This is a genomic window from Legionella brunensis (assembly GCF_001467025.1).
GTDB lineage: Bacteria > Pseudomonadota > Gammaproteobacteria > Legionellales > Legionellaceae > Tatlockia > Tatlockia brunensis.
In genome coordinates, this window is sequence record NZ_LNXV01000033.1 from 231,351 (window position 1) to 243,860 (window position 12,510).

The following is a 12,510-nucleotide window of genomic DNA, read 5'->3' on the forward strand; positions in this document are numbered from 1 at the left end:
CAAGTTTAAGCCATACTTAGATTGTTGGAAGTTGCAATTTTAGGACATTGAAGTCCTTAAACGGAAACAATACAAGGATGTATTGTCCACAGGGAGGTGGAATTGCAACTGTCTCTAGAAATAGTACCTTTTACCATGGAAGAACTTTAACTACCCGCGTTTCATAAGCATAACAATTCCACACCGTTCTGTTCCCAGCAATTAGAAATTCAACTTGGGTAATTTGATAAAAGCCTCCAGTCATGTGGGTATCTAATAGACATACTTTGTTGACACCATCCATTGTAATATAAAACACGGTGGTATTTGAGGGGGTTACGTTTGTGGGGGGTAGGAGATAGACGTCATTTCTATGCTCTAATGGCATGGGTAGTCCCTGAACATAAATGATAGCACCGGACGAGTTAAAACTTATAATCATAAACCATATAAACAGAATGATCTTCATAGCCATCCTTAGCAATGATCATCGTTAATTACATTATATGCAATAGGTATTAATTCTTCACACTAATATTAAAAAAGAATAATTTGCCTTAGCTTTAGTGAAATCATAGCAATTTTCCCAAGAATAATGGAAAACCTATTTTATGCCGTTACCAGATAATCTTTTCCATACTGCTCTAAATAATCCGTGTAATTACCAAGAAAATCCTGCACACCATATTGTTCGGTTAATACCATGATACGCGTTGCAATGTCATCAATAAAATAACGATTGTGACTGACAAATAATACGGTTCCAGGGAATAGCTGAATTGCTTCGATTAAGGCATCTATCGACTCAAGATCTAAATGGTTGGTTGGCTCATCAAATATCAAAACATTATGTTTTTCCAAAATTAATTTAGCCATAATTAAGCGCGCGGACTCTCCACCACTTAATACTGCAATCTTTTTATCAACATCTGCTCCCCGAAAGAGTACTTGTCCAAGCACTTTCCTAATTTCTTGTCCGGGGGCAGCGATATTATCCTCCATCCATTGTAAAATAGTTTGTTCTGGATCGAGCTGGGTTCGATAATCTTGGGCAAAATAACCCACGTTTACAGTATCACTCCATTCAAAGTGTCCCTGATCGGAGTGTAATTCCCTTAATAAAATTTTCAATAAGGTAGATTTTCCAATACCATTGGGTCCTATAATGGCACATTTATCGCCACGTTGTATGGTAACCGATACGTTTTTTAATAACACTCGCTCATCAAATTTTTTGTGCAACTGCTCTACTTTAACAACCAATTTACCCGAAGATTTCTTTTGCTGAAAATTAAAATAAGGTTTGAAAATATTAGATTCTTTGATCTCAACTAATTCGATTCGATCTATCATTTTTTGTCGTGAAGCCGCTTGACTTGCTTTACTTGCTTTTGCGCCAAAGCGATCAACGAAACCTTGTAAAGCATCAATTCGTTTTTCCTGATTTTTCAACTCACTTTGTTTCAGTCGTAAGCGTTCCTCTTTGGCAAAACAAAATTTATCATAATTTCCTGGATAATCCAGGATCGTATCGTAGTCAATGTCCAGTATGTTCGTGGAGGTATTATTGAGAAAACTTCTATCATGAGAAATAAAAATCAAGAGTCCTTTAAAAGATGTTTTTAGAAACTCTTCCAACCATGCAATCGATATAATATCCAAGTGATTGGTTGGCTCATCAAGCAACATAATATCGGGTTGTTGATACAGAACTTGTGCCAATAAAACACGTAATTTGTAACCACCAGATAAAGCACTTAATCGGCTGTAATGGAACTTTTCGGCAATACCTAAGCCAAGTAATAAATTTTTTACAGTCGACTCGGCCTCATAACCTCCTTGATTCATGACTATTTCTTCTAATTCGCTCAGACGATAGCCATCTTCTTCAGTAAACGTTTCTTTAGAATATAAGCTCTCTTTTTCAGTCAACGCATCCCACAAAACGGAGTTTCCACGAATCACAACATCAACAAGACGCTCCTGTTCATAACGGAAGTGATCTTGCTTCAAGATACCTATTTTATGATTTTTTGCTTTTTCAACTGAGCCATGTGATGCTTGCTCTTCGCCTGCTAATATTTTTAAAAAAGTAGACTTTCCGGTGCCATTGGCACCGACAACTCCATAACGTTGCGCGGGCAACAAGGTCAAATCCACATTTTGGAATAACGATTTTGATCCAAACAACATGCTTAAACTTTTTACTTCTAACATTGACCCTGCCTCACTTTGCCTATTTCAAAGAAGAACCCTTGCTTGTGCCTCAAAGAAGCTTAAGGTGTCTTACCTGTGTATATCTTCAGATTGACATATGGATATCTCGCAACACCCATTGCATCAAAATGCTTGCACTTGTAAATTGAACACAATGACTTTGATTAAATCTATTTGCTTATTTTATGTTATTTTACCATTAGTTAAGGCAATTAGCATGCAACTTAATATTTTTAGATTAGCTTAATGTTTCTTTGTATAGAGCACAGATAAAAAGAAAGAGTCCCTAGGCTATGTTTCTCACCGCTTTTACGATGGTAAATTTAGTTTGCAAATTTCGATATTTTGCCAAAACGATCAATGTATTTTTAGAGATTTAAATCCTGAACAATTAGAGAAAATAAATAAAAGTGTAGATTGCTAATCCTTGATTAGGCTTTGCTGCATCAAGGCTACATTGAATTGATTATACAGAACACCCGGATTACGACTTCGTCTTATCCGGGCTTCTCAATCATGAATTACCCCGCGAAAGCTATGGTCTCTTTTGCTATTTCCCAATCAGCTTCATCATAACTGACTACATATTCAGAAAAAAGCCTGTAATTATGTACATTAAAATTACTTAACGTGTGAGAAGCAATTTTTTCCGTAAGCTCTTGCGGCAATTTTCCTAGTGAGCATGCATCCATACGTTCTTCCTCATGAGCAAGAACACTGCTGCTCCATGATCGCTGTGCTTGAAAAAACGAACGGGCTAACAGCATACTGTTCATGACTGGTAACTTAACTCTATTTCTATGAGCAATCTTGGCAACAGTATTCATAAACTCATTGCCTAAATGTTGTTGGGGAATAATAATTTCAGTGAGCGTGGTATTTTTCTTTAAGGCAGCAAGGAATGGTTGGCGTTCATCAGGCCGAATCGATAATTTCAATTTAGTTCTGGTTCTATTATTCTCTGCTAACGCGATAGCACCCGCTGTTTCAATTTTATTACCAGCAATATTCAATTCAGCAATGCTTTCATTGCGAGCCAATATTTTTGCTCCTTTTGCGCCAATTTTGTTAGCGGCGACCAGCAAAGTGGTAATGGTTTTAGTGCCAGCTAGCATTTCTGCTCCTGCATCACCTATTTTATTTCCAATAACATCCAAAGTGGTGATGTGTGGATTTTTACTTAAAAAATCACAAATTAATGGAACATCCTTATCATTAATAGTTAAAGAGCGCAGACGGAGTGTTGTACCACTAACACCCGCTTGAATTGTTTTAAGGGTTAAGGACATGAGTATTTTCTCCCACAGTAAAAATCATTAATTAGCGATAAGGTAAGCACTCAAAAGATTAGATTTATTTAAGGAAAAGGAAGTAATTCTCGCTGAATAAATCACTTTACATGATTACCTCAGCGACAAACCCGGTTACTCATTAAAACTAGGTGCTAACACCAGTCCTCCTGACCATCCTTGAGGAGAAGATAAGTCGCGACAAAAAATCATTTATACAATGTTTCTTGCATGCATATACTAGTATGAAAAAGATTATGGAAATATTAAGAATGGATTAAAAATTAATCTACCAACTAAGTATTTATACGAATTATTTTATTACGGCTAAATTAGTATACTAAATAAACCAATAGATCATAAATTTATTATATGACATTGACTAATATTTGGTAGGAAATAATGAATCAGACTAAATGCATACTTATTGTCGGGCAACCCGGCGCAGGAAAATCTTTATTGGCTAAAACACTCGCCGATAAACTCGGTTGGACCTTTATTGATGCTGACTTTGGATTAGAGTTTAAAATAGGCCTCGAAATAAACAGTATCCTGGGTAAACAAGGGAGTCTTTTATTTCAAAATTGTCAAAGAGATATCTTAAGTACATTATTGAGTCGTGAAAATATTGTAGTTACCACGGATGGAAGTATTGTCGATAGTGAAATAAATCGACAGCTTCTTTCATCTGAGTTTGTTTGCTTTCTTGATGTGAGTTTACAGACTCAGTTAGATAGAATCACTAGAAATTCCTTGCCTTTAATGCAAAAAAATAGCGTTGGAGATTTTTTAGAAAACCTTCATACCGCACGCGACCATCTTTATCAAGAAATCAGTAGCATTACGATAAATTCTGACGACAGCGCTCTTGAAAAGCATGTCGAGAGCCTTATTGAATATCTTGCAAAAAATAATCCAATTAGCACTGAAATTTCATATCTTCAATTAAACAATGAGCATAAGATTTTATTTCATAAAACATCGCATAAACCCATACAACTAACTTCACAGCAAGCCATATGCCTTAAACTTCTTAGTAATGGTAAATCAGCCAAAGAAATTGCCCGTGATTTGAATATATCCTTTAGAACAGTTGAAGCCCATGTTGCCAAAATAATGAGAATATCAGGTTGTTCAAACAGTAAGGAGCTTATTTCCCTATATCTATCGTAGCCGATATTAAAGCAACGTAATATGGGAATCCTCTTCCGGGCAGTGCTTCATCTATCGAGTGGAGTGCTCCAAACATTTTTTCAAAACTTGTGCAATAATTAAATAATTTCAGTAGAAAGCTTTATCCAGTCTGCGATATGGAGATCATGATGAAAAATGGAGCTAAAACTGGAGAGTTTAAAATTTCCTTTACTCAACTTGAAGGGTGCGATTCAAAGCTGGCTATCAATAAGGAACCGTCTGTCATTAGATATAGTCAGATTTCCCCAATAATAAAGCATGATAAATGCGGTAAGAAAAACCTCTATTTTTATCCTTGTCATCCCTTTCGAAATTTGACAGATAAGCAAAAAGAAAGTGCAGCCAAAAAAATTGCCGAAAATCTGCATGACAATATCCCTATTATCAACCAGATAAATTCTGGTCTGTTACCTGATCCGTCTTCAAAAAGCAGGGGCTCTGAAAAAATACAGATACTCGTCAAAAATAAAATTTTAAACCCGAAACAAAAAATAAAATTTGATGAAAACGAAGTACACAAACTCTACCAACAACTTATAAGAGATATAGAGGATGATCAAAATAAATTGTTTATTAATAACATCCGCTCTGTAATTCAAATTTCTAAAAAAGATTTACTTGATGTTGATAAATTGTCTAAAGCAATTGGGGCAAGTTCCCTATTCCAACCTTATTTTTCCTATTCATCAAAATATTCCGTCGGATTATTTGTGACTTATGAACAAGAGTGGCATCACCTTGGGTATTCACGCGGAGAATTAATAAAAACATTGGAACTAGCTCCAGGAGAAACTGTAACGTTGGAGTATCACTACTGGGATAAATCCATTATTAAAAATGAAAATGAATTATCTACTGAGCTTGAACTGAAATCGAGTTCGACTTTAACCCAGCGCGATACAAAACAAATTTTGGATGAGCTTACTGCCAACAATCAATTGCATCTTAACGGTCATGAAGGAGGAAGCATCAAAATCCCTGATACTCCCATAACCATTGAAGCAGGTGCTGATGGGGGCATATCCTCCCAACTCCAACCGCATGTTTCAAATACGATAAGTAATACCATCGAAAGTGTTGTTAGCACTACCAATGATTTTAAGCAAAACAGAAAAGTAAGAATCGAAGAAACCAGAGACTCTGGAATCGAAAACAAACAAACCCGTGTCGTTTCAAATACAAATAGATGCCATACAGTACAATATAATTATTTTGAAATCATTTCCAACTATAAAATTGCCACTCGATTATCGACAATCCGCCCCTGTATTTTACTGCCTTACTCTGTAACCTATGAAAATAAACCATTAACCCCTAAACGCATTGATTATAATTTCATTCTATGTCAGGAAAATATTCTTAAAGACGCATTGTTGGATAAAATATTTCTTTCTGGATTTGAGGCAGCCAAAAAAATTGCTTCATTCAATAAAGTTAAAAAATTGCTTGACGGTGACTTCGCTCAAACTGGAAATGATTCACCATCTAATTCTGCTGCAACAACTCAAAGTCTAGAAAAAGAATTTGCAGAATATAGAAAACAGATTACTGATGATTTTAATAAGATAATCGATTCACAAAAGCCATTTGTTGATTTTGCAAATAGTTTGGATTTGTCAAAAATCGATGACACGGTTGTCAAAGTTACTGATTTTATCATTGAACTTTTGAACCATCCGAATCGGGCTAGACATGTCTTATATCTGATTTCATTATCTCTCAAGAATGATGCCATAAACGCTTTGCAAACTTTAAAAAAATCCAAGGATGATAATAAACCTGCTGAAAGAGCGATGATCGATTTCTTTGCCAAGGTTGATGAGAATGATTATCAGTTTCTAGACCCAGTTTCAGGAGAGATTTCCCAATTCTTCCAATCATTTGGGGTTCCGAATGAGGCGGCAGATTTATTAGCAGGGATTGTTGAATTTTTTTTAAGCACGCAAGCAGCAGCGATAGCAGGAGCTATCATCGGAACAATAATTGAGCCCGGGATAGGAACAGCAATTGGAGCTGGTATTGGAGCTGCGGTAGGTGCTGCTCTTGGAGCCGGTGGCGGGGCGTTACTATTATCACTCAGAGACGACGCCGGATTGCATAATGATGTCGAAGCGGCTCAATCCTTCTTTAAAAACACGAAATTATCCCCAACCGGTGTAGTGAATGAGAATTTATCAGGCACTTCACCATTACCCTCTTCTACCTATGTCAAAACAATTGCCGATTTTGTTTCCATTACCGACATTGCAGATGCGAATGTGGAACTGGAAAGATTAATCTGTCACATAAAATGTAACTTCGAACATTATAAGCAAGCACTCTGGTTAAGCAAAGACGCCGATTACAGAACCTATGAATTAATTAAAAGTGGTTTTTTTGACTACGTTATCAATGAAGTGCTCGGCTTTGCAAGCGGATATGTCGCATACCCTCTGCGAAGTATAGATTTTATTGAAAAGCTTATCGATGTTAAGATTTTGAAATTAAATCTCAAAAAAATTAAAGAAGAATCAAAAGAACAATCCGCCGTTATTATGATACCGACTTCTTCAACCATTATTACCGGTCAATTGGGCGAGTGCGATTTGTGCGAAGACTATATTGATAGAAGCAGGGATGCCGATATCAGGCAACAAAATGCTAAAGCAGCATTGGACGAAGCAGAAGTCGAATACAAGAAAGCTAAAACAAAAATAACCGAACAGGAAGCCTTACGAGTTGAAGCTCGACTAAACGCCACCCCTCCTGATTTGACCGATCCCATCGAGCATAACAATGCCAAGATCGATATTAATGTTACACATCACGATGATAACCCATAGGAATAGGTCAAATGGCAGATATCAAAAAACCAAACACCGAAACAGGCGTTTCTCCAACAGAGGCAGGAACTGCAAAGGGTGAAAAGGTCACTGTAGTAAAAGGTAAACCCATACCCTCAGGACATGATGCTTTGGGTGGTGCATCATCTGAGGAGTTAAATAGGAAATTTTACAGATGGCAAAATGGTACTTTAAAACTAGTAACACAAAGACCCCCAGTTAAAGGAGTAACCTACTTTGAAGTACTCGATAGGGGGGGCGAAAAAATATTAGCTTTATCTGAGGGCGCTGACGTATCAGCAGGAGAGGTTGAAAGAGTAAAACAATCCTTACTTAAAGATTTTAAAATTAAAATCAGTAACAGCCGATTCAATTATAAGGGTGTTGCAAGAGGATTTTCGACTTTAGGAGTATCAGGAAGTTTAATGATTATAAGCGGCGTACTCGGAGCTATACAATTACTAGAAATACCCGAGCAGATAGATGCCATAAAAGAAACTCAAATAGACCCTATTATTGTTGATGTCGCTTTAAAACAAAGCAAGGTCAGCGCTTTGTTAAGCAATAAAAGAAGCACTTTGCAAAAAATTTCATGGGAAGAAGGCACCGAACTACACTCTACCAATCTCTTAATTGATACTGAAACCGGAAATATTGCAGCCGTGGTGCTCGAAGCGACTGATGAGCTTGAAGCTGGACAAATAGTTGGTATTGGCAGATCAAGATTCGTTGCAGAAAATGTTCTGATGAAGTCCAACATGTATAAAGACAATCGCACGAATGATGTTTATTTTCAATCTGAAAGAGGAAATTGGTTGGTAATTGGACCATCCACCGGTTCATGGGAATTGTTTCCTTTTCAATAAAGTGATTTATTTTCCTGGTTAGAGTTTCTGAATTATTTTGCTACAATTCCACGCTAATTTTCCCACTTTGGATGTATTTTATATTTTTCAAGGTTTTCAATTTAACTTATGAAATAGCTCCAATATAGTTTTTTAAGGTTTTTAACATGTTTTTACCCCCTTATTTGCAACCTCTTACTACTCACAAAACCATTGCACAGATGCAAGCATGTGCAAACTTGGCCAGACAAGTATTTGCTAACGAGGCTGAGGATATTAATTTAATTGACAAATTGCGCGGACAATTATTGCGCACACTGAAAGAGTCATTACAATATAAAGCTATTAATAATGGTCTTTACTACAGGCTGAGGCAATATGCCTTGAGCTTTTTCACCTCGCCTCAGCCTATTTCCAGCTTTGAAAGCTTACCAACAACAACGATTCAAGCCGTCGAAAATGCAATTATTATCGCTTTAGAAGGCTTGGCAGAAAACTATCCAATTAAGGACGTTGACCCCATTGACCTCAATCCGATTGATGATGATGACATCTATTTTCTAAGTCTACAGGGACGAAAATACCGTCTTGAATCATTAGTTTCCTGGATTAAATTTCGTAAAGCATTTATTTATCCAGATAATAACGACGACATGTTTTTGCAAGATATCGCTAAATTAAAGCAATTATGTACTCTTCAGGGAGTATCATTAGAACCTACAAAAAGCTATTCCTCAACGTTGCAAGCAGCAATTCTTGAGGCTGGCTTTTCTGTCGAAGAAATGAAGGATTTAGTGGTGCCAGAACTGCATAAAAATCATATTAATGCATTGCAGATGCTTACAACCAAATATCATTTTAGCCATATAGATGCGATTACAGAACTTCAAAAATTAAATTACGAGCAAGCGGAAGCTTTAAATGTTTTATATGAGTACGGATTACGAGGAGATCATTTAAGAAATCTATCTATTGCCGAAAGTGAGTTTAGCGCTCATCATACGGCTGTATTACAATTGCTCGTGCATGATAGGAACTACGACATTGATATGGCAGTAAATGCAATATCAGATTGTGATATTGAAGAAGTGCAAAAATTCTATTCTACCTCTCCGAATTTATAATTTAATAGTAAGTCAGGCCTTGGCCTGACATTTCTCTATTTATCTTACTGCATTTTTAATTTGGACATGCTCAATCTAGCTTGGTAATTCATCAAATCGTCGCAAATCCTTTATCTTATCTTCCCAAGATGAGCGACTAGCACAGAAGATATGAGCCGTTGGCACGAGAGAAGAATCCTCATCCAGTGTACCTGCTGGTAAAACCACATAACTATTCTCATTTCTAGGCAGTGGGCTGCCACAAGTCTTGCAGAATGCCCGTTCTTTTCGTGTCCCTTCTAACTGAAAATAACTGATATTGTTATTGCCCCTCTCCCACGATAACCGAGACCCATTAAAGAAAACAGTAGCGCCATGAATCGTACCAGTTTCTTTTCTGCAGCGACTACAGTGACACAGATACATTGCCGTTGGCTTTTCTCCTGTTATGACATAGCGGCAAGCTCCACATAAACATTCACCCGTAAATTGATTCATTTTAAGCTCCCTATTTTGAGCCTTATTCCCACAAAATATCTCAATAATACCTTACATAAGTCTTTTGTAGAATTCTTTAAGACTACATTTTGTACTATATTTGTACAGTAAGGAGTTAAAAGGGATTTAATACGGAGGGAACTAAAATGAGAAAGCAACTCTTAACAGTATTTACTCTTAGCATACTGACCTTCGGTTTAACTAATTGTGGAGCACTTAGAACAGGAACTGAAGCAGTCGGCACGAGCGTAGGCTACGTTGCTACAACTGGAACAAAGGTTGTCAAGACAGTGGGAACTGGAGTAGCAACTGGTACAGGTTATGTTGTTAGAACAGGGGGAAAAGCTGTTAAAACAGTGGGAACGGGAATAGAAAACTTAGCTCGTTAACTTAAGATTTCAAAGCAAGAGTAGCTCATGGCATTACCCACAACCTCTTACTCTTGCTTTAGATTTAAGTCAAACTAGGAGGCTCATAAGTGCTATCTGCATCAGGATTGATAGTCATGCCTGCAAACATGTCTACTCCCCTGTATTCAACTCCATCTATCCCATAGGGAGATAGAAATTGAAAAGCTATAAGCTAGATGTCTATCTTCATCAAACCCGGATAGGCCAATTAGTTATTGATACCTCTGGTAATATGTCCTTTGTTTACGATGAGAACTATCTAAAAAATGAGGACAATCAACCCCTATCACACTCACTTCCTTTACAAAAAACACCCTATATAACCAAACAGAAACCACTAGAAGGTTAAATTTGCAAATCAAAGATAAAGAAGTAAGATACTTCTAATGGGTAATGATTTGTTCAAAAAGGTATTATATGCATTCATATTATACCTCAATAAAATCCATTGCTTTTTTTCTTCGCCTCAAAGACAATCCGCTCGCGAAATTCTAATATCAACACATGAGGTGAGTTATGAAAGAAGTGATTCTCAAGCAATTAAGTACTATCCATGGGTTAAAAAGCACAGTAACCAAAAGAGTATGGGATCATGCCCACCCTGTCAGAGAGATTGATCTGGATAAATTTGATCAAAAAGGGGATGAACTTACTGAGGATAATATTCAAAAACGGACAGAACTACTGGCTAACCGACTTATTAAAGAATACCCTGACGCGAATCCAGTTCTTATTGGTTTAATGGATGGAGCACTTCCTTTTGCAAGCCTCTTACAAACAAAGTTAAATGAAAAGGGTTATCAATATTCCTATACAACCATGCAAGCAAGCAGCTATGGTAATAAAACAACGACTTCCGGCGAGTTAAAAATCGCTTCAATGCCCAAGATTCCCCTAGGTGGAAGAACAGTTTTTGTAATTGATGATGTCTGTGACACAGGCAACACTTACTTAAAAATCAGAGAGTTACTTGAAAGCTTCGGCCCTAAGAAAATTTCTTTGGTGGTTCTAGTAGATAAGGTACAAAAAAGAGTCGATAACTACATGCCTGAATACGTGGTATTTGAAGTGCCCTCTACTGCATTTATTGTTGGTATGGGATTGGATTATTTTGGTGAACTGCGCAATAAACTTGAGATTCGCGCGGTGGATCCACTCTCTTTACCTAACGAACAGGAATTAGAGTTACTAAATTCAGAGGCGTCACTCAATGAGCAACTGCGCAAAGAAATTGCCCTAGAAAAAACAGCAAGACCTGGCAGCAGTAATATCACCATATTTGGAGGAAGCCTTGAGCAATCCATAAAACCAGACGCCCTAGAAGATCAGCAAGTCATAACCACGACTTATCAGTAAATAAGCATAAAGCAATGGGGACAGTTCTGTTGGGAAAAGACAAGACCTGGCCCCAGTATTCATTCACTCGCATATGCCCTAAAGTACTTCTGTGCAAATCAATTAAGCCCGGGTCATTGATCTTACTTCATTTCATGCTAACTTAAGAACGGCTATGTTTTTAAACAAGGAGAAGTAGCGATGAAATGTTTTGCCCTGGGAACGCGTTTTGGTGATGCTCCTTTTCAGTGGTTGACTCCTGGAAGCAATATGACCAGTTTTTTTGCGCAAAAGGCACTGACCAAACATAAGCAAGAAATTGTCGCTTTTTGTGAAACCTTAGGGACTAATGAAACTCAGGGGATGCAGAAAGATGGCTATTATTTTTTTATTAAACGAGTAGGATCTGACTATTGTGTTGTGGTCACAGATACCATGTTAAATGAAAAGCAAATGAACTATTTAGGTTGGTATTTGTTGCGCCAATCCGTGTCAATGAGTACCGTTGCAGCTGATCTAGAAAAACACACCAAAGACTTTAAAGTCGAAAGCATCAAGCAGGAGCTTGCCGAAACACAAAAAATTATGTTAAGCAACCTCGATAAAGTGATAGAGCGCGGAGAAAGAATAGAAGAGGTATTGGCAAAGAGTGAAAACCTAGCAACGTCTTCTTTCCACTTTAAACAGAAGGCCGAAGAATTAAACAGTTGCTGGCCTAGTTGTGTCCTTATTTAATTAAGTCAATAAATAAATGAAAAGGATTAGACTCCATGAATACCGCATGAAATCTAATCCTTGAATTAAAATACTTTAGGATA

12 protein-coding genes are annotated in these 12,510 nt (G+C 37.1%); 8 read left to right on the forward strand and 4 right to left on the reverse strand.

The genetic code is table 11. The annotated features are described in order from the left end of the window. Positions 1-130: 130 nt before the first annotated feature. From Lbru_RS12340 to Lbru_RS12350, 3 genes are all read right to left on the reverse strand, one after another. Positions 131-448 (reverse strand): hypothetical protein, encoded by a 318-nt coding sequence (locus Lbru_RS12340; protein ID WP_058442434.1) that lies wholly within the window; start codon positions 446-448, stop codon positions 131-133. Positions 449-588: 140 nt separating this feature from the next. Then, positions 589-2,196, reverse strand: coding sequence for a ribosomal protection-like ABC-F family protein (abc-f, locus tag Lbru_RS12345; protein ID WP_058442435.1), 1,608 nt, complete (start codon positions 2,194-2,196; stop codon positions 589-591). A 521-nt stretch (positions 2,197-2,717) separates the two neighbouring features. Further along, positions 2,718-3,485 (reverse strand): leucine-rich repeat domain-containing protein, encoded by a 768-nt coding sequence (locus tag Lbru_RS12350; protein ID WP_058442436.1) that lies wholly within the window; start codon positions 3,483-3,485, stop codon positions 2,718-2,720. Positions 3,486-3,887: 402 nt separating this feature from the next. On the opposite strand from Lbru_RS12350, the gene Lbru_RS12355 reads away from it, so the two are divergent. The 4 genes from Lbru_RS12355 to Lbru_RS12370 all read left to right on the forward strand — a co-directional run bounded on the left by Lbru_RS12355 (position 3,888) and on the right by Lbru_RS12370 (position 9,470). Then, complete coding sequence (locus tag Lbru_RS12355) at positions 3,888-4,658, forward strand: LuxR family transcriptional regulator (RefSeq protein ID WP_058442437.1); 771 nt, start codon at positions 3,888-3,890, stop codon at positions 4,656-4,658. Positions 4,659-4,804: 146 nt separating this feature from the next. Beyond that, positions 4,805-7,501: a hypothetical protein gene (locus tag Lbru_RS12360; RefSeq protein ID WP_131793558.1), complete on the forward strand. Its 2,697-nt coding sequence runs from the start codon at positions 4,805-4,807 to the stop codon at positions 7,499-7,501. 11 nt (positions 7,502-7,512) lie between these two features. Next, complete coding sequence (locus tag Lbru_RS12365) at positions 7,513-8,367, forward strand: hypothetical protein (RefSeq protein ID WP_058442439.1); 855 nt, start codon at positions 7,513-7,515, stop codon at positions 8,365-8,367. A 146-nt stretch (positions 8,368-8,513) separates the two neighbouring features. Next, positions 8,514-9,470, forward strand: coding sequence for a hypothetical protein (locus Lbru_RS12370; protein WP_058442440.1), 957 nt, complete (start codon positions 8,514-8,516; stop codon positions 9,468-9,470). A gap of 75 nt (positions 9,471-9,545) precedes the next feature. Here Lbru_RS12370 and Lbru_RS12375 read toward each other — a convergent pair whose 3' ends face one another. Then, positions 9,546-9,947 carry a GFA family protein gene (locus tag Lbru_RS12375; RefSeq protein WP_058442441.1) on the reverse strand — a complete coding sequence of 134 codons (402 nt, stop codon included), beginning with the start codon at positions 9,945-9,947 and terminating at the stop codon, positions 9,546-9,548. 146 nt (positions 9,948-10,093) lie between these two features. Between Lbru_RS12375 and Lbru_RS12380 the strand changes: the two genes are divergently transcribed. From Lbru_RS12380 to Lbru_RS12395, 4 genes are all read left to right on the forward strand, one after another. Next, positions 10,094-10,336: a hypothetical protein gene (locus Lbru_RS12380; protein ID WP_058442442.1), complete on the forward strand. Its 243-nt coding sequence runs from the start codon at positions 10,094-10,096 to the stop codon at positions 10,334-10,336. Positions 10,337-10,514: 178 nt separating this feature from the next. Beyond that, positions 10,515-10,706, forward strand: coding sequence for a HipA N-terminal domain-containing protein (locus Lbru_RS12385; RefSeq protein ID WP_058442443.1), 192 nt, complete (start codon positions 10,515-10,517; stop codon positions 10,704-10,706). A gap of 167 nt (positions 10,707-10,873) precedes the next feature. Further along, positions 10,874-11,713 (forward strand): phosphoribosyltransferase, encoded by an 840-nt coding sequence (locus tag Lbru_RS12390; protein WP_058442444.1) that lies wholly within the window; start codon positions 10,874-10,876, stop codon positions 11,711-11,713. 180 nt (positions 11,714-11,893) lie between these two features. Beyond that, complete coding sequence (locus tag Lbru_RS12395) at positions 11,894-12,427, forward strand: synaptobrevin family protein (RefSeq protein WP_058442445.1); 534 nt, start codon at positions 11,894-11,896, stop codon at positions 12,425-12,427. The last annotated feature ends 83 nt before the right edge of the window (positions 12,428-12,510 follow it).

Coding starts and splice junctions, on each gene's coding strand:
- Lbru_RS12340 (WP_058442434.1), bottom strand. CDS start 448: ATGAAGATCATTCTGTTTATATGGTTTATGATTATAAGTTTTAACTCG.
- abc-f (WP_058442435.1), bottom strand. CDS start 2,196: ATGTTAGAAGTAAAAAGTTTAAGCATGTTGTTTGGATCAAAATCGTTA.
- Lbru_RS12350 (WP_058442436.1), bottom strand. CDS start 3,485: ATGTCCTTAACCCTTAAAACAATTCAAGCGGGTGTTAGTGGTACAACA.
- Lbru_RS12355 (WP_058442437.1), top strand. CDS start 3,888: ATGAATCAGACTAAATGCATACTTATTGTCGGGCAACCCGGCGCAGGA.
- Lbru_RS12360 (WP_131793558.1), top strand. CDS start 4,805: ATGATGAAAAATGGAGCTAAAACTGGAGAGTTTAAAATTTCCTTTACT.
- Lbru_RS12365 (WP_058442439.1), top strand. CDS start 7,513: ATGGCAGATATCAAAAAACCAAACACCGAAACAGGCGTTTCTCCAACA.
- Lbru_RS12370 (WP_058442440.1), top strand. CDS start 8,514: ATGTTTTTACCCCCTTATTTGCAACCTCTTACTACTCACAAAACCATT.
- Lbru_RS12375 (WP_058442441.1), bottom strand. CDS start 9,947: ATGAATCAATTTACGGGTGAATGTTTATGTGGAGCTTGCCGCTATGTC.
- Lbru_RS12380 (WP_058442442.1), top strand. CDS start 10,094: ATGAGAAAGCAACTCTTAACAGTATTTACTCTTAGCATACTGACCTTC.
- Lbru_RS12390 (WP_058442444.1), top strand. CDS start 10,874: ATGAAAGAAGTGATTCTCAAGCAATTAAGTACTATCCATGGGTTAAAA.
- Lbru_RS12395 (WP_058442445.1), top strand. CDS start 11,894: ATGAAATGTTTTGCCCTGGGAACGCGTTTTGGTGATGCTCCTTTTCAG.